Here is an 18066-nt window from a genome sequence, read left to right on the forward strand (position 1 = left end):
AACCCGCCCGGACATCCCGCCGAGCATGGCTCGGCGCTACCGATTCCGCGGTCCAGGCCCCCACCACCCGGGCGTCCACATCCCGACCGCGGGCCTTGCGGACAGCACCGCGTAGACGGTCGGCAGGAACAGCAGGCTGACCACCGCGGTGGTAGCGCCGACCCATGGTCGGCGAGCGCAGCGGGCGTCCCGCCCGGACATCCCGCCGAGCATGGCTCGGTGCTACCGATTCCGCGGTTCAGGCCCCCACCACCGGCGCGTCCACACCCCGGCCGCGGGCCTTGCGGACGGTACCGCGTAGACGGTCGGCAGGAAGAGCAGGCTGACCACCGTAGTGGTAGCGCCGACCCATGGTCGGCGAGCGCAGCGGGCTTCTCGCCCGGACATCCCGCCGAGCATGGCTCGGCGCTACCGATTCAGCGGTTCAGGCCCCCACCACCGGGGCGTCCACACCCCGGCCGCGGGCCCTGCGGATCAGCCGCGTCGCCGCACTGCGTGCATCATCCAGCACCGCGTAGATGGTCGGCAGGAACAGCAGGCTGACCACCGTGGAGAACGCCAGGCCGCCGGCAATCGCGCGCGCCATCGGGTAGTACGGCGGGCCATCGCCGAACATCTGCGTGTCGGTCAGCGAGATCGGCACCATCGCCAGGATCGCCGTGCCCATCGTCATCATGATCGGGCGCAGTCGTTCGCGTGAGCCTTCCACCAGCGCCTGGGTGCGGGCCATGCCACGCCGGCGCAGGTTGTTGATGTGCTCGATCATCACGATGCCGTTGTTCACCACCACGCCCATCAGCACCAGGATGCCGATGAAGGACATGATGCCGAACGAGGTGCCGGTCAGCCAGAACAACCAGAACACGCCGAAGATCGAGAACAGCACCCCGCTCATGATCGCCGCCGGGAACAGCAGCGATTCGAACACCGCGGCCATCACCACGTAGATCATCAGCAGCGCGATCACAAGGTTGAACAGCATCTGCTGCATCGCTTCGTCATCGTTGCCGAAGTCGCCACCGTCGAAACTGAAGCTGTAGCCGGCCGGGAAGTTCATCGGTTTGAGCACCGCCTCGATCGCCTTGCGCCCATCCGGGGCGGTGACCTTGTCAGCCAGGTTGGCCTTGATGGTCAGCGTGGTCTGCCGGTTGGTGCGGCCGATCTGCGTGGCCGAGGACAGGATCTCCACCGAAACCAGGCTCAGCAGCGGGACGGTGCGGCCATCGCCGGTGCGCACGCTGAAGCCATCCAGGTCCTCCGGCGCACTCTGTTCGGCGCCGGCGAAACGTACCCACACCGGGACTTCGTTGTCGCCGCGGCGGAACTCGCGCATCGGCGCGCCCCGCAGCGCCAGCCCGACGAAACTGGCCACCTGTTCGGCATTGAAGCCGAACGCGGCCGCGCGCTCACGGTCGACCTTGATCGCCAGTTCGCTGCCCTTCTCGCCGTTGTCGATGCGCACGTCGCGCAGTTCCTTGCGCTGCGCCAGCAGCGGCAGGACTTCCTCGCCGATCTCCTGCAGCATCGAACTGGAGTCGCCGACCAGCTGCACCTGCACGCCGCTGTTGCTGCCACCGGAATCGCCGCCCTGGTTGCCAACGAAGTAATCGGCACGCGCGGATTTCGGCAGGCCCTTGCGCAGTTCTTCCTGGATCGCCTTGAGGCCGCCGGCGTGCGCCTCGTCGAGGGTCACGATGGTGGAACTGCCCTCGTCTTCGCTGTACCAGGAATACACCTGCGCGATGTGCAGGCGCTCGCGGTTGGCGTCCAGCCAGTCTTCCACGCGCTTCACTTCGTCGGACATCTGCCGGTAGGTGTAGGCACTCTTCCACATGTAGCCGATGAACACGTCCTTGCCGCCTTCGCCGCCGAACATGTCCACCTTGGTCAGCTTCATCGGCACCAGGCTGACCAGCACCACCAGCAGGATGCCCAGCAGGCTCCAGCCACGGTGGCGCAGGGTCCAGTCCAGCAGCACGGCATAGCGGCCCTGCAGGCGCGCGATGACGCCGGTCTTCGAATGCAGCAGCTTCGGGGTGTCCATGCGCGCGGACAGCATCGGGATCAGGCTCACCGCCACCAGCCAGGACGCCAGCAGGGACACCGAGATGGTGATCGCGATCTGCGACATGAAGATGCTGATGTTGTTGGTCTCACCGAACAGGTTCGGGATGAACACGATGCAGTGGCACAGGGTGCCGGCGCTGAGTGCGATGGCCACGTTGCGGGTGCCGATGATCGAGGCCAGCCGCGGCTGGTCGGGCATCCGCTCGCGTTCCTGGTAGATGCTCTCCACCACCACCACGGCGTTGTCCACCAGCATGCCCACCGCCAGCAGCAGGCCCATCATGGTCAGGATGTTCAGCGTCACCCCGACGAAGTACATGAAGCCCAGGGTGATGATGAAGCAGATCGGGATGGCCAGGGTCACCATCAGCGTGGACGGCCAGTGGCGCAGGAAGAAGAACAGCACCGTCACCGACAGGATCAGGCCGACCGCACCGGCTTCGGCCAGTTCCAGCAGCGAGGACGTCACCGTCTTGCCCTGGTTGTCGATGACCTTGATCTGCACATCGCGCATGCTCGGCTGCGCGCGGATCGCTTCCACTTCGGCCAGCGCAGCGCGCGAGACTTCCACCAGGTTGGCGCTGCGCTCCTTGAAGATGTCCAGGCCGATCGCCGGATTGCCGTCAAGGCGACGCCCATAGCTCATGCGGGTCGGCTTCAGGCGCACCTCGGCGATGTCGCCCAGCCGCAGTCCCTTGGCGTTGATCACCAGGTCGCGCATCTCCTGCAGGTCGGTGATCTCGCCCACCGGCTGCACGCGCACGCGCTGGCCGTTGTCGTCGATCTGCCCGGCCGACAGCGAGAAATTCAGCGTGCGCAGGCGCTCGCTGAGTTCGTTGATGCTCAGACCGTGCGCGTTCAGCCGGTTGGGGTCGATGGCGATCTCGACCTCGTTCGGCGGTGCGCCGGAGATGTTGACCCGCGCCACCCCGGGGATGCGTTCGATGCGCCGCTTGAACTCACGGTCCAGCATGTCGTACGCGCCGGTCAGGTCGGTATCGCTGGCCAGGCGTACCTTCAGCACCGGCTCGTCACTGCTGGACCACTTGAACACGTTGTAGCGCTGCAGGTCGTCGGGCAGGTCGGTGCGGATGGCATCGATGCGCTCGCGTGCATCGGATGCGGCGATGGCGATGTCGCGGTCCCAGTCACTGAACTCGATGAAGATGTTGGCCCCTTCGGAGGTGGCCGACGAGCGCATCCGTTTGATCCCGGTCATCGTCGCCAGGCTTTCTTCCACCGGGCGGATCAAGGTGCGTTCCACCTCTTCCGGGGTGGAACCGGTGTACGGAATCTGCACGAACAGGAAGGGTGCAGTGATGTCCGGCAGCGCCTCCAGCGGCAGCCGGAACGAGGCGATCAGGCCCACCACCACCAGTGACACGAAACACATGATGGTGGTGACCGGGCGACGGATGGAGAACTCGGCGATGCTCATGCCGGCTCCTCCCGGCCCTGCCCGGCCTTGGGCGCATCGAAGCCCGCGTCGTGGGCCAGCTTGCGCCCGCGCTCACGGTAGTAGGCATCGCCCTTGCGGTCCATCAGGTCATACACCACCGGGATCACCAGCAGCGTCAGCAGGGTGGATACCAGCAGGCCGCCAATCACGGTGATCGCCATCGGCGCGCGCACTTCGGCGCCCTCGCCCATCGCCACCGCCAGCGGCAGGAAGCCGAACAGCGTGCACAGCGTGGTCATGATGATCGGCCTCAAGCGCGAACGTGCGCCCTCCACCAGCGCCTCGTGCTTGGCCACGCCGGCCTCGCGCAGCTGGTTGACCTTGTCGATCAGGATGATCGCGTTCTTGGTCACCAGCCCCACCAGCAGGATCAAGCCGATGAACACCACCACCGAGATCGGCTTGCCGCTCAGCAGCAGTGCCAGCACCGCCCCGACCAGGGCCAGCGGGATGGTGAACAGGATCACGAACGGATGCAGCAGTGATTCGAACTGCGAGGCCATCACCAGGTAGACCAGGAAGATCGCCAGCCCGAAGGCGAAGATCAGCGATCGCGCCGACTCGGCGAGTTCTTCGCCCTGTCCGCCGATGTGCATGCCCACCGCAGCGCCCAATGGTTGTTCGGCCACCATCGCCTGCACTTCGCGCATGGCACCGCCCAGGTCGATGTCGCGCAGGTTGGCCGATACCGCCGCCACCCGCGTCTGGTCGGCACGATGGATCTCGCTGGGGCCGGTGGTAGCGACCACTTCGGCCACCGCATCCAGGGTCACCGGGCGGGTGCTGCCGGGATTGACGATCAGCCGGCGGATGCTGTCCACGCTGGCCCGGTCGCCCTGCTGGGCACGCACCAGCACGTCGATCTTGCGGTCGCGGAAGCTGTAGCGGGTGGCCACGTCGCCGCGCACTTTCTTGACCACCACATCGGCGATCTGGCGGGTGGTCAGGCCCAGCGCACCGGCGCGTTCCTGGTCGAAGCGGATCTGGATCTCCGGGAAGCCTTCTTCCACCGTGGATTTAACGTCGGCGTAGTGCGCGTTGTTGCGCAGCATCGCCGCCAGCCGCTGCCCGGCCTGCTCCAGCGAGGCCATGTCCTGCCCGCGCAGCTCGATTTCCAGCGGCGTGGAGAAGCTGAACAAGGCCGGTCGTGCGAAGTCCACCTGCACGCCCGGATGCGAGGCCATGGTGCCGCGCAGGCGTTCGGTGATGGCCGCTTCGCTGCGTGCATCACCGCCTCCTTCCATCACCACGGTCAGCTTGCCGATGTTCTCCCCGCTTTCGGTCGGGCTGGCATCCAGCCGGGTGCCCGCGCCACTGACACCGTACAGCGAGGCGATGCCTTCACCGGCCGCCTGCTTGCCGTCGCCATGCGCCAGCTGCAGTTCGCGCACCAGCGCATCGGTCTGCTTCAGCGGCGTGCCGGCCGGCAGCTTCACGGTCATCTCGAAGCGGTCCTGCGCCAGCTGCGGGATCAGGTCTGCGCCGAGCATCGGCACCAGTGCCATGGTCGCCACGAAGGCCAGTGCCGCCAGCCCCAGCACTTTGCCCGGATGAGCCAGTGCGCTGGGCAGCAGGCGCAGGTAGCCGCGTTCGGCGCCGCCGTAGGGCTTCATCGCCATGTCGCTGGCCTTGCGCATCACCGGGCCGACTACCGCCACGATGCCGCGCCACACCCGCACCACCAGCCAGGCCGCGCCGAAGAAGCTCCAGCGGATGCCCGCCACGAAGCCGCGACGGCCACCGGCCACCGGCTTCAACCAGCGGTTCTGCGGATGCCAGGCTTCGCCAGCCGGTTCTTCCGGGAAGGCCAGCGGCGGGCGCCCCTTCAACGAACTCAGCATCGGAATCAGGGTCATCGACACCAGCAGCGAGATCGCGATGGCGATCGCCACGGTCAGTGCCTGGTCACGGAACAGTTGGCCGGCGATACCATCGACGAACACCAGCGGCAGGAACACCGCGATGGTGGTCAGGGTGGACGCCACCACCGCCATGCTCACTTCCCGCGTACCCGAGATGGCTGCCTGCAACACGCCCAGCCCGCGTTCGCGCGCCTTGGCGATGCTTTCCAGCACCACGATGGAATCATCCACCACCAGGCCGGTGGCCAGTGCCAGGCCGCCCAGCGACATCACGTTCAAGCTCAGGCCCAGCTGGCCCATGAAGAAGAACGTGGCGATGATCGACACCGGCAGCGACAGGCTGATGACGAAGGTGCTCCAGCCATCGCGCAGGAACAGGAAGATGATCAGGATGGCCAGCAGGCCACCGATCACCGCATCCTTCTTGACGTCGCTGATCGCGTGCTCGATGAAGCGCGACTGGTCTTCGACGGTGGTGAGCTCGGCATCGGACGGGAAGGTGGTCTTGATCTGCTCCAGCCGCGCGCGCAGGGCCTCGGCGGTGGCTACGGTGTTCGCGTCGCCCTCCTTGTAGATCGCCAGCTCGACCGCCTCCTTGCCGCCCAACCGGATGATCGCCTCGCGTTCCTTGTACCCCTGGCGCACGCTGGCGACGTCCTTCAGCCGCACCGGCACGCCATTGGCCACCACGCTGGAATTTCCGCCCGATGCACTCTGCGCCGCCGATGCGGCCGACATCGCCGCGTCCGAGCCGGTTGCCGCGGCAATGGCGAACATCTGCGCCATCGCCGAATCGGCTGCGCTGCCGTTGGAGGACTGGGTGGTGATCAACAGGTTGCGGATCTCTTCCAGGTCGGTGAACTGGTTGACGGTGCGCACCAGGAAACGCTGCGAACCCTCTTCCAGGCGCCCGCCGGAGATGTTGATGTTCTCCTCTTTCAGGCGCTGGATGACGGTGTCGATCGGCAGGTTCAGCTGCGCCAGCTTCTGCTGGTCGATGTCCACCTGGATTTCATCTTCCAGGCCACCGCCGACCTTCACTGCGGCCACGCCGGTGACCGGCTCCAGCTTCTTCTTCAGGTCTTCGTCGGCATAGCGGCGCAGGCCGGTGAGTTCACGGATCGCCTCGGCGTCGGTGGCCGGCGCGTCCTTGCTGGAAATCACCAGGCGCATGATCGGTTCGGTGGACGGATTGAAGCGCAGCAGCACCGGGGCCTTGGCCTCCAGCGGCAGGTTCAGCGCTTCCATCTTGTCGCGCACCTCCAGGCTGGCCTGGTCCATGTTGGTGCCCCAGGCGAACTCCAGCACTACATCGCTCTGGCCGGTGCGCGAAATCGACTTCAGCTTGCGCAGGTTCTTGACCACCCCGACCGCCTCTTCCACCGGCTCGGAGATCAGGGTTTCGATTTCAGACGGTGCCGCGCCGGTGTACTCGGTGCGCACGGTCAGGGTGGGATAGCTCAGGTCCGGCAGCAGGTTGACCTTCAGGCTGTTCAGGGCAATCAGCCCGAACAGGATCAGGGTGACCGTGCACATGGCGATGGTCACGCGGCGGCGCGTGGCGAACTCCACCAGGCCTCCGCCCATGCTGCCGGGGCCGTGACCCGGGTGCGGGTCGCGACCGTTGTCGTCACCGGCCGATGTCATGGGGCGCTCCCTGCCTTGGCAGCCGGCGTGGCCTTGGCCACCTGCTTGGGATCGGCCGGGACGATCACCTGCACCGCGGTGCCATCGCGCAGTGCGACCTTGCCGGCGGTGACCACCTGGTCGCCTGCGGCAAGGCCCTCGCGCACTTCCACCCAGGCGCCCTCGGCGTAGCCCAGCGTCACCGGTACGCGCGCGACCTTGCCGGCGCGCACGCGGAACACGGCCGGGTCACCGTCGTCCAGCAGCGCCAGGCGCGGCACCACCAGCGCATCGGCGCGCTGGTCGTAATCGATGCGGATGCGGCCGAACATGCCCGGCTGCAGCGACTGCGCGCCACCGTCGAAGGTGCTCACCACGCGGAACGTGCCGCTGCCGGAATCCACGACCGGCGAGATGCGGTCGACCTGGCCGGTGAAGCTTTTGCCGGGCAGTGCGTCGGCCAGCAGGGTGACCGGCTGGCCGGCACGCAGCGTGGCCAGCTCGCGCTCGGGCACGTTGAGTGTTGCTTCCAGCCGCGAATTGTCGACGATGCGGAAGATCGGGGTGTTGATCTGCACGAAGTTGCCGGTCTTGATCGAACGCGAAGCGATCACCCCGGAGATCGGTGCGGTGACCGTGGTGTAGGAGAGTTCCAGCGCGGCCAGCCGGTACTGCGCGCGGGCGTTCTCCACGTCGTAACGCAACTGGTCCACGTCTGCGGCGCTGACCATCTGCTGGCCCACCAGGCGGTTGGCGCGCTGGTAGTTGTTTTCCAGCTTGCGCATCACCGCTTCACTCTGCGCCACCGCCAGCCGCGCGCGGTCCGGGTCCAGGCGCACCAGCGGCTGTCCGGCACGCACCTGCTGGCCTTCTTCCACCAGTACCGCCAGCGCCACGCCGGAGCTCTTGGCCACCACCTGCGATTCGGCGCGCGGCTCCAGTGCGGCGGTGCCGGTGTAGCTGGCGGCCACGCCGCGATGGCTGGCCACCGCCACCTCCACCGGTACCGCCTCCACCTTCTTTTCTTCGGACTTGCCATCCTTGCCGTCCGCAGCCTTGGCTTCGTTGTTGGGGCCACCCGCGCAGCCGGACATCAGCAGCGTGGTGGAGATGAGCAGCGCGGCGGCACAGATTCCGCTGCGGCCGGCGGGCAGGAAGGCATGGCGTGACATCGTCGGGTCCCTGGGGATGCGTGAACAGGTGTGGTAGCAAAGTAATGCACCACCTCACGGGTACACCATATCCCAAAGGTCACGGTGACTTCACGCCGCCGGTCGGGCTGCCCCCATTTCAGCAACATGAAACGAGCCGCTATACTCGGGCCGTTCCGTACCCCACGCCGGAACGACCAGACCCGTAGCCCGGAAACGACATCATGCGCCCGCAGCCGCTCGCCGCTTGTCTTGCTCTGGCCGTCCTCCTGCCCTTCGGGGCCGCCGTGGCCGCTCCTGCACCCGCTTCACCTCCGTCCGCCCCTGCCGCTCCAGCGCCGCTTCCGGCCCCGCAGGCACCGGCGCCGGCCGCCGCCCTCACCGGCAATTTCGACAACGGCCGGGTCCTGGCATACACCTGCCAGGGCTGCCACGGCATCACCGGTTACAAGAACGCCTATCCCAGCTACCGCGTGCCGAAGATCGGCGGGCAGAGCGAGCAGTACCTGCTGCAGGCCCTCACCGAGTACCGCCATGGCAAGCGTCGTCATCCGACCATGCAGGCGCAGTCGATGAGTTTCAGCGAACAGGAGATCGCCGATCTCGCTGTTTACCTGTCCACCGTCAAGTAAGGCACGCCTACATGTCGAAAGCCGCGCAGTTCACGCGTCATGCCATCGCCTTGTCCGTCGCCGTCCTGATGGCCGCCTGCTCGCCGTCGCACGAAGACAGCAGCACGCAGTCGCCCGACCAGCCGGGCCAGGCCAGTGGCGATCTTCCCGCTCCTTCATCGTCTGCCGGATTGCCGGCCGGTCGCCCCGCCGCCGGTGAGGCGCGTGCGCAGGTCAAGGGCAAGGCCACCGGGCAGAGCTGCATCGACTGCCACGGTGCCGATGGCAATGCGCCTATCGACCCGACCTACCCCAAGCTGGGAGGGCAATACAGTGATTACCTGGCGCACGCGCTGCAGGCGTATCGCTCCGGCGATCGCCAGCACGCGCTGATGACCCCGCAGGCGACCGGCATCAGCGACCAGGAAATCGCCGACCTGGCCGCCTATTTCGCTTCACGCCCGACCCAGCTGCGTGACCTGCACGGGGTCAAATAAGCCCCGCTGAAAACGCGTGACGACCAACGGTCGTCACCCACCCAGGCAACGGAGCGACCCGGGTAGCGCCGACCCATGGTCGGCGAGCACAGCGGCAGGTCCGTTGACGACCAACGGTCGTCACCCACCCAGGCAACGGAGCGACCCGGGTAGCGCCGGCCCATGGTCGGCGAGCGCAGCGGCAGGGACGTTGACGGCCAACGGTCGTCACCCCCCCAGGCAAAGCACTGACGGCCAGCGGCCGTCACTACCCTGCGCGCGCGTGGCGCCGGTTCAGGCGTCCAGTTCCTGCCAGCGCGCGTAGGCGGCATCCAGCTCGGCCTGCACCTTGGCCAGCTTCTGGTTGTGCGCGGCCATGTCCGGCGCGCTGCGCTGGTAGAACGCCGGATCGTTCATCGCGGCAGTCAGCCCTTCGACGTCCTTTTCCAGCGTTTCGATCTTAAGCGGCAGCTGTTCCAGCTCGCGCGCGTCCTTGTAACTGAGCTTGCGCTTGGCCGGCGTCGGTTCGGCGGCGGCCACCGGTGCGGCAGCAGCGGCCGGGCGGCTCGCCACCACCGGCGCGTTGGCCTGCTGCGCGGCCACGAAGGCCGCATGGCGCTGCCAGTCGCTGTAGCCGCCCACGTAGTCGCCGACCACGCCTTCGCCTTCCATCACCAGCGTGGAGGTCACCACGTTGTCGAGGAAGTCACGGTCATGGCTGACCAGCAGCAACGTGCCGGTGTAATCACCGAGCAGCTCTTCCAGCAGCTCCAGCGTTTCCACGTCCAGGTCGTTGGTCGGTTCGTCCATCACCAGCAGGTTGGACGGCTGCGCGAACAGCTTGGCCAGCAGCAGGCGGTTGCGCTCACCGCCGGACAGGCGGGTGATCGGCGCGCGCGCACGTTCGGGGGTGAACAGGAAGTCCTGCAGATAGGCGTGCACGTGCTTGCGCTTGCCGTTGAATTCGATGAAATCGCGGCCTTCGGCCACGTTCTCGATGGCGGTCCAGTCTTCGCGCAGCACCGAGCGGTACTGGTCGAAATAGGCGATTTCCAGGTTGGTACCGGCGCGCACTTCACCGCGGTCCGGTGCCAGATCGCCCAGCAGCAGCTTCAGCAGCGTGGTCTTGCCGCTGCCGTTGGGACCGATCAGGCCGATGCGGTCGCCACGCAGGATGGTGGCGGAGAAATCACGCACCATGCAGCGCTCGCCGAAGGAGAACGACACGTCCTTGATGTCGATGACCTTCTTGCCGGAATTGGCAGCCTGGGCTGCTTCCATCCTGACGTTGCCGCTGATTTCGCGGCGCGACGAGCGCTCGTTGCGCATCGCTTCAAGGCGGCGCACGCGGCCTTCATCGCGGGTCCGGCGGGCCTTGATGCCCTGGCGGATCCACACTTCTTCCTGCGCCAGCATCTTGTCGAAACGGGCGTTTTCCTGGGCCTGTGCGTTCAGCCGTTCTTCGCGGCGGCGCTCGTAGTTGGCCCAGTCGCCCGGCCAGCTGGTGACCTGGCCACGATCGATTTCCACGATGCGGGTGGCCAGCGCGCGCAGGAAGCGACGGTCATGGGTGACGAACACCACGCTGCCGTTCCAGTTCTTCAGGAACATTTCCAGCCAATCGATGGCTTCGATGTCCAGGTGGTTGGTCGGTTCGTCCAGCAGCAACAGGTCCGGGCTGGACACCAGCGCGCGGCCCAGCAGCACGCGCCGCTTCATGCCGCCGGACAGGCGTGCGAATTCGGCATCGCCATCCAGGTCCAGCTTGGTCAGGGTTTCGCTGACGCGCTGGTCCAGGCCCCAGCCGTTGGCGGCGTCGATCTTGGCCTGCACCGCGCCCAGTGCATCGCCGTCGAACTCTTCGGCGACGCTCAGGTGGTGGAACTCGGCCAGCCACTGGCCCAGTTCGCCCAGGCCTTCGGCGACCACGTCGAACACGCTGCCGGCGGCGCCGTGCGGCACCTCCTGTTCCAGCCGGGTCACGCGGACGCCCTGCTGCACGCGGACTTCGCCATCATCGGGCTTGTGGTCGCCGGACAGCAGCTTGAGCAAAGTGGATTTGCCGGCGCCGTTGCGGCCGATCAGGGCGATACGCTCGCCCGGCTCGATCGACAGTTCGGCTTTTTCCAGCAACAACGGGCCGCCGACGCTGAAGTCGACGTTCTGCAAGGTAATCAGAGGCATGCGGGTATTGTAAGGGGTTAACCCCGTACAATGCGCCATGAATGAATTCTCGACCCTGCCGCTGAGCCCGGCCCTTCAGCCTGGCCTGGAAGCGCTCGGCTACACGACCCTCACCGCCATCCAGGCACGCAGCCTGCCGGCCATCCTCGACCGCCGCGATGTCATCGCCCAGGCCCCCACCGGCAGCGGCAAGACCGCCGCCTTCGGGCTGGGCCTGCTGCAGGCACTGGATCCGGCCACCCAGCGGGTGCAGGCGCTGGTGCTGTGCCCCACCCGCGAGCTGGCCGACCAGGTCGGCAAGCAGATCCGCAAGCTGGCCACCGGCATCCCGAACATGAAGCTGCTGGTGCTGACCGGCGGTTCGCCGCTGGCGCCGCAGCTGGCCTCGCTGGAAGCCCACCACCCGCACGTGGTGGTCGGCACCCCCGGCCGCGTGCAGGAACTGGCCCGCAAGCGCGCGCTGAACCTCGGCGCGGTGCGCACGCTGGTGCTGGACGAAGGCGACCGCATGCTGGACATGGGCTTTGAAGAGCCTATCCGCGAAATCGCCGGGCGCACCCACAAGGACCGCCAGACGCTGCTGTTCTCAGCCACCTTCCCCGATGCGATCCGCGCGATCGGCCGCGACGTGCTGCGCGATCCGGTGGAAGTGACCGTGGACGGTGCCGACGATGCTCCCTCCATCCGCCACCTGTTCTGCGAAGTGGAGCCGGCGCACCGGCAGAAGGCGCTGGCCGGGTTGCTGCTGAAGTACACGCCGGAATCGGCGGTGGTGTTCTGCAACACCCGCAAGGATGTCGACGAAGTCGCCAATTCGCTGCAGCAGTTCGGCTTCTCCTCGCTCGCCCTGCACGGCGACATGGAACAGCGCGACCGCGAAGAAGTGCTGGTGCGCTTTGCCAACCGCAGCTGCAACGTGCTGGTGGCCAGCGACGTGGCCGCGCGCGGGCTGGACGTGGAAGACCTGGCGATGGTGATCAACTACGAACTGCCGACCGATATCGAAACCTATCAGCACCGCGTTGGCCGTACCGGTCGTGCCGGCGCCAGTGGCATGGCGATCAGCCTGGTGGCCGGCCGTGAGAAGTCCCGCGCCGAGGCGCTGGAGGCGCAGCGTGGCAAGCCGCTGGACTGGCAGAAGACGCCGCTGGCAACCTCGCGCCCGGCCGAACTTCCGCAGGCCGCCATGCGCACCCTGCGCATCGATGGCGGCAAGACCGACAAGCTGCGTCCCGGTGACATCCTGGGCGCGCTGACCGGCGATGCCGGCCTGGCCGGCAAGCACATCGGCAAGATCGCGATCTACCCCACGCGTTCGTACGTGGCCATCGCCCGCGAGCACGCCAACCGGGCCGTGGCCAAGCTGGAAGAAGGCAAGATCAAGGGCCGCAGGTTCCGTACCCGCGTGATGTAAGCCGGCAGCGGTGACGACCAACGGTCGTCACCCACCAGGGGCAAAGCCAGGAGCAGGACGACCAGCGGTCGTCACTGCCGGAGCCCGGGCGGTAGCGCCGAGCCATGCTCGGCGGCCGTGGACCTCAATAAACCAGTTCGGTATGCAACGGCAGGCCGGCTTCCCAGCGGCCACGGCCGCCCAGCCCATCCAGCTCCACCAGCACGCCGGCACCGACCACGTCCACGCCCAGTCGACGCACCAGCGACAGCGCCGCCACCAGCGTGCCGCCGGTCGCCAGCACGTCATCGATGATCGCCACGCGGGCACCGGCCGGCAGGGCGTCGGCATGCACTTCGATGCAGTCGCTGCGGTATTCCAGCGTGTATTCCTCGCGCAGCACCTTGCCCGGCAGCTTGCCCGGCTTGCGCACCGGTACGAAGCCCACACCGAGCTCCAGCGCCATCGCCGCGCCCAGGATGAAGCCACGCGACTCGATGCCGACCACGGCATCCAGCCGCAGGTCTCGCCAGCGCGCGCTCATGGCCTGGATCGCCGCACGGAAATCATCGCCATCGGCGAGCAGCGGCATGATGTCCTTGAACAGGATGCCCGGCTTGGGGAAATCAGCGATGTCGCGCAGGCGCGATGCCCACTGCGGTTCGACGTGTGCGTCGGTCATTGCAAGGCCAGCGTTATAGGGCGGCATAGGGTAACAGGCCGGTCGGCGGGCTGCTGTCGGTGGACCCGATGGCCGGCCGCTCAGGAACTGCAGGACAGCATCGAACAACCTGCCTTGTGATCGGCCCACGCCGGTCGCTTGCCGGCGTAGTGCTCCAGACCGGCACGTTCGGTATACGGATCACGCAACACCTCCTGCAGCGCCTGCACGCCCCCCATGTCGCCTTGGCTGGCGCGTTCGATGGCCTCCTGGGCCAGCCAGTTGCGCAGCACGTACAGCGGGTTGGCGCGCTTCATCCGCGCGATGCGTCCGGATGCCTCGAGCGGATCGGCATGCAGGCGCGCAGCGTAGTCACGCAGCCATTGCAGCAGCGGCTCGCGCACGGCCGCCTGGCGTGCGGGGTCATAGAACACGCCATCGAGCACCCCCGCATCCGGCGCAGCCACGTCCAGCCGGATCAGCGCGCGGTAGGCCAGGGTCATGTCCATCGCCCCGTCCTGCATCAGCTGTTGCCAGCGCTGGTGCAGCTGCAGGTCGGCCTCATCGGCTGCCGACAGGCCCAGCTTGGCGGCCACGTCGCGGCGGGTGCAGGCGGCCAGCGTGGTCTGGAAGGCCTCCAGTCCGGTCTGCAGCGGCTGCACGTCGGCGAACAGCGGTGCCAGCGCCTGCGCCAGCCGGGTCAGGTTCCAGAACACCACCTGTGGCTGGGTGCCGAAGCGGTAACGGCGTCCCTGCGCGTCGGTGGTGTTGGGCGTCCACTCCGGATCGTAATCTTCCATCCAGCCGTACGGGCCGTAGTCGATGGTGAGACCGAGCACGGACATGTTGTCGGTGTTCATCACGCCGTGGACGAAGCCCACGCGCATCCAGTGCGCCACCATTTCCGCACTGCGCACGGCGATCTGGGCGAACCAGTCGCCCAGCAGCGATTCGCCACTGCCCTGCAGCTCGGGGAAGTCCCGCGCGATGCAGGTTTCCGCCATCTGTTGCAGCAGCGCCTGCTCGCCGCGTGACGCGGGCAGCTCGAAGCTGCCGAAGCGCAGGAACGACGGCGCCACGCGGCACACGATGGCACCGGGTTCGATCTCAGGATGACCGTCGTAGAACATGTCGCGCAGCACGCCCTCGCCGCTGCCGACCAGCGACAGCGCGCGCGTGGTCGGCACGCCCAGATGGTGCATCGCCTCGCTGCACAGGAATTCACGGACCGACGAACGCAGCACCGCACGCCCATCGGCGCCACGCGAATAGGGCGTCGGTCCGGCGCCCTTCAGCTGCAGCTCCCAGTGGCGACCGTCGGCAGTGACCAGTTCGCCCAGCGAGATCGCCCGTCCATCGCCCAGTTGGCCGGCCCAGCGGCCGAACTGATGTCCGCCATAGTTGGCGGCCCAAGGCTGCATGCCTTCCAGCAGCGCGTTGCCGGCGAACACCTCGGCGAAGTCCGTACTACCGACGAACTCGGCCGGCAGTCCCAGCAGGTTGGCCACTTCAGGCCATACCGCCAACGTGGAAGGCGCCGCGACCGGGGTCGGCATGACCGCCGACCAGGCCGCACCGCGCACTTCGCGGCGTTGGTTGGACGGCTCCGGATCGCCGGGCAGGCGCTGGATCAGGCGGTTGTCGAAACGAAGGGTGTCAGCAGTATCCATGCCCCCGACATGGGGGCGGCCGGACGCAGCGGCAAGACGCACTCAGCGCCCGCTGAGCGCCTGCAGGCTGCCACCGCGGGCCACCGCGCGCTGGTAGCCCGGGCGCTGTTCTATACGCTGCAGGAAGCCGCGCAGTGCCGGCTTGTCGGCCAGCCCGTCGCCGCGGCTGGCGGCGGCCTGGATCGGGAAGCTCATCTGGATATCGGCGGCGGTGAAGCGCTTGCCGGCAAACCACGGGGTTTCCACCAGGCGCTGTTCCATCCAGTCCAGGTGCAGGCGGCGCTGCGGCCCGACGAAGCCTTTCTCGGCCTTGTCGGCGATCGCGCGCGCGATGGGTTTTGCGAAGAACGGCATCGGCGCGTTGCGGATCCTGGACATCACCAGGGTCAGCAGCATCGGCGGCATGGCCGAGCCTTCGGCGTAATGCAGCCAGTAACGGTAGGCCATGCGCTCGTCCGAACCGGCCGGCAGCGGCGCAGGCGACAACACACGCTCACTGTCGTAGCTGTCGGCCAGGTAATCCAGGATGGCACCGGATTCGGCCAGCACCCGCGTGCCGTCCTGCAGCACCGGGGCCTTGCCCAGCCCGTGCACCTGCCGCAGTTCCGGCGGCGCCAGCATGGTCTTCGGATCGCGCGCGTACTGCTTCAGCTCGTAGGCCAGCCCGAGTTCTTCCAGCATCCACAGCACGCGCAGCGAGCGGGAGTTGTCGAGGTGGTGGACGGTGAGCATGCGGGCGATCCGTGTAGTCAGGTAGGTACAGGGTAGAGAGGGGGGATTGGGGAAAGCGTGACGACCAACGGTCGTCACCCACCACCGCAACGCGACCGCAACGCGACCGCGCCGCGGGCAAAAAAAAACGCCGGAAGCTTTCGCTTCCGGCGTCTTTGGCTACCTTACGGCAGCAAGCGGATCAGACCGCCTGCACCTGGTCAGCCTGCATGCCCTTCTGGCCCTGCACGGCGACGAAGGTCACCTTCTGGCCTTCCTGCAGCGACTTGAAGCCGTTGCCCTGGATGGCACGGAAGTGCACGAACAGGTCCGGGCCGCTTTCCGGGGTGATGAAGCCGAAGCCCTTGGCATCGTTGAACCACTTGACGGTACCGCTCTGACGATCAGACATCTTTGAAACTCCTGAAACAATGTGAAATAAATCGCAGCCACCGGATATCGGGGCCGAGACTGAGTTGCAGGCGTTGGCAAAGCGGATCGATGGAGCAGATCGTGAGATCAACTGCACCAGGCCACGATTTACGGTGACCCTAGCAAACACAGTGAGACGGACGATACGCGTGTTTGCTCCAAAAAGCGATAGGCACTGCGTTCATGGTCTACCACCCCGGCGCAGCTGTGCCAAGGCGCGAGGCCGGATCGGGGTCCGGCGAAGCTCCCAATTCAGCTTTCCGCCTACTCCATGCCCGGTCCACGCAGCGTAAAGCTGCTGGTGAAGCGGCGCGGTTCCCCGTCGATGGGATCGCTGAACGACAGACCGCAGGCCAGCAGTTGCAGGGGACGGCAATAGTCACCCGGCGGCTGAGGCGCGTAGGCCGGATACAGGTCATCGCCAAGGATCGGCGCCCCCAGGGCCGCCATGTGCACGCGCAGCTGGTGCTTGCGCCCGGTCACCGGCTGCAGCCGATAGCGCCAGGCCGGCCCCGTGCGGTCAAGCACGTCGATGAGGGTCTCGCTGTTGGGCTCGCCCTCCTCTTCGCGCATGCAATGGAACGGCTCGCCCTTCTGCAGCCGGCTGCGGCGCTGCAGCGGGAAGCACCGCCCGGGCAGCGCAGGAGCCAGCGCCTCGTAGACCTTGGCGATCCGCCGCTCCCGGAACAGCCGCTGGTAGGCATCCCGGCTTTCAGGGCGGGTGGAGAACAGCACCAGCCCGGCGGTCAGGCGGTCCAGCCGGTGCAGCGGCACCAGGTCGGTATTGCCGGTGGCGGCCATCAACCGCGCCAACAGGGTCTGCTGGACGTGGCCGCCGGCCGGCACAACCGGCAGGAAATGCGGCTTGTCCGCCACCAGCAGGTGGGCGTCGTGGTGCACGATGCGCTCGGCGAAGGGGATGACCGGTTCATCTTCGACTTCACGGAAGTAGCGGATTTCCAGCCCCACCTGCCACGGTTGGCCCGGGAGCAGTGCCCTGCCCTGCGCATCCTGCACCCGCCCGCGCGCGAAACGATCCTGCCACTGGGCGCGGCTGATCCGCGCAAAACGGGCGCACAGCCCGTCCAGCAGGCTCTTCCAGTTGCCCGGGGGCAGTTGGAGACGACTGGCGGCAACGACGGGAAGGATCGGATCGGACGGGGTCATGGCGCACCCATTATCATGGTGCTCTTTGTCCACGGAAGCCTCATGGCCCTCACCGCCACCATCCGCAAGGCCGAGTTGCAGATCAGCGACATGGATCGCGGCTACTACGCGACCCACAACCTCACCCTCGCCCAGCACCCGTCGGAGACCGACGAGCGCTTGATGGTGCGTCTGCTGGCTTTCGCGCTCAATGCCGAGGACCGGCTGGAGTTCGGCCGCGGGCTGAGCACCGACGACGAACCGGATCTTTGGGAACAGGACTACACCGGTGACATCCTGCGCTGGATCGACCTGGGCCACCCGGACGAATCGCGCGTGCGCAAGGCCTGCAACCGCAGCCGCCAGGTGCAGGTGGTGACCTACGCCGGGCATGCCTCGGATGTGTGGTGGCAGAAACAGGGCAAGGCGCTGGAGCGCTTCAGCAACCTGTCCGTGCTCGACCTGCCCGGCGCCTTCGTCGAGCAGTGGAGCCAGCAGATCCAGCGTGCCATGCGCTGGAGCGTGCTGATCCAGGATGCCGAAGTACAGCTGATCAACGACCAGATGCAGCTGGATGTCATCCCGGTCTGGCGCAAGCGCGCCAAGGAGTGAGCGGC

General features: G+C 67.1%; 13 protein-coding genes. 4 read left to right on the forward strand and 9 right to left on the reverse strand.

Annotated elements, in window-relative coordinates:
* Positions 1-424: 424 nt before the first annotated feature.
* The 3 genes from ACI2JH_RS18040 to ACI2JH_RS18050 are packed head-to-tail and all read right to left on the reverse strand — an operon-like array spanning position 425 to position 8186.
* Positions 425-3505: an efflux RND transporter permease subunit gene (locus ACI2JH_RS18040; protein WP_404736850.1), complete on the reverse strand. Its 3081-nt coding sequence runs from the start codon at positions 3503-3505 to the stop codon at positions 425-427.
* Entirely contained in the window at positions 3502-7035 is a 3534-nt protein-coding gene (locus tag ACI2JH_RS18045; RefSeq protein ID WP_404736851.1) for an efflux RND transporter permease subunit, read from the reverse strand. Before ACI2JH_RS18045 ends, ACI2JH_RS18040 begins: the two co-directional genes overlap by 4 nt.
* Entirely contained in the window at positions 7032-8186 is a 1155-nt protein-coding gene (locus ACI2JH_RS18050; RefSeq protein WP_349999253.1) for an efflux RND transporter periplasmic adaptor subunit, read from the reverse strand. Before ACI2JH_RS18050 ends, ACI2JH_RS18045 begins: the two co-directional genes overlap by 4 nt.
* A 203-nt stretch (positions 8187-8389) precedes the next feature.
* Between ACI2JH_RS18050 and ACI2JH_RS18055 the strand changes: the two genes are divergently transcribed.
* Entirely contained in the window at positions 8390-8797 is a 408-nt protein-coding gene (locus ACI2JH_RS18055; protein ID WP_042614923.1) for a cytochrome c, read from the forward strand.
* An 11-nt stretch (positions 8798-8808) separates the two neighbouring features.
* Entirely contained in the window at positions 8809-9273 is a 465-nt protein-coding gene (locus ACI2JH_RS18060) for a cytochrome c (RefSeq protein ID WP_101099753.1), read from the forward strand.
* Between the two features lie 273 nt (positions 9274-9546).
* Here the strand turns inward: ACI2JH_RS18060 and ACI2JH_RS18065 are convergent, their stop codons facing one another.
* Positions 9547-11436, reverse strand: a complete 1890-nt coding sequence (locus ACI2JH_RS18065) for an ATP-binding cassette domain-containing protein (RefSeq protein WP_182655628.1) — start codon at positions 11434-11436, stop codon at positions 9547-9549.
* A gap of 37 nt (positions 11437-11473) precedes the next feature.
* Between ACI2JH_RS18065 and dbpA the strand changes: the two genes are divergently transcribed.
* Complete coding sequence (dbpA, locus tag ACI2JH_RS18070; protein ID WP_042614920.1) at positions 11474-12850, forward strand: ATP-dependent RNA helicase DbpA; 1377 nt, start codon at positions 11474-11476, stop codon at positions 12848-12850.
* Positions 12851-12974: 124 nt separating this feature from the next.
* Here dbpA and ACI2JH_RS18075 read toward each other — a convergent pair whose 3' ends face one another.
* From ACI2JH_RS18075 to ACI2JH_RS18095, 5 genes are all read right to left on the reverse strand, one after another.
* Entirely contained in the window at positions 12975-13511 is a 537-nt protein-coding gene (locus ACI2JH_RS18075) for an adenine phosphoribosyltransferase (RefSeq protein WP_191768958.1), read from the reverse strand.
* 80 nt (positions 13512-13591) lie between these two features.
* On the reverse strand, positions 13592-15160 hold the full coding sequence (locus ACI2JH_RS18080) for a YdiU family protein (protein WP_404736852.1): 1569 nt from the start codon (positions 15158-15160) through the stop codon (positions 13592-13594).
* A 42-nt stretch (positions 15161-15202) separates the two neighbouring features.
* Positions 15203-15892, reverse strand: coding sequence for a glutathione S-transferase (locus ACI2JH_RS18085; protein ID WP_101099749.1), 690 nt, complete (start codon positions 15890-15892; stop codon positions 15203-15205).
* Between the two features lie 181 nt (positions 15893-16073).
* Complete coding sequence (locus ACI2JH_RS18090; protein ID WP_042615064.1) at positions 16074-16283, reverse strand: cold-shock protein; 210 nt, start codon at positions 16281-16283, stop codon at positions 16074-16076.
* Between the two features lie 284 nt (positions 16284-16567).
* Positions 16568-17470, reverse strand: a complete 903-nt coding sequence (locus tag ACI2JH_RS18095; protein ID WP_101099748.1) for a pseudouridine synthase — start codon at positions 17468-17470, stop codon at positions 16568-16570.
* 42 nt (positions 17471-17512) lie between these two features.
* Here ACI2JH_RS18095 and ACI2JH_RS18100 point away from each other — a divergent pair, with 42 nt between their 5' ends.
* The gene (locus tag ACI2JH_RS18100; protein ID WP_042615066.1) at positions 17513-18061 is read left to right on the forward strand and encodes a YaeQ family protein; all 549 of its coding nucleotides are present in this window, start codon (positions 17513-17515) and stop codon (positions 18059-18061) included.
* Positions 18062-18066: the final 5 nt, after the last annotated feature.

It is taken from the genome of Stenotrophomonas sp. NPDC078853, from assembly GCF_044901215.1.
Taxonomy (GTDB): domain Bacteria; phylum Pseudomonadota; class Gammaproteobacteria; order Xanthomonadales; family Xanthomonadaceae; genus Stenotrophomonas; species Stenotrophomonas lacuserhaii.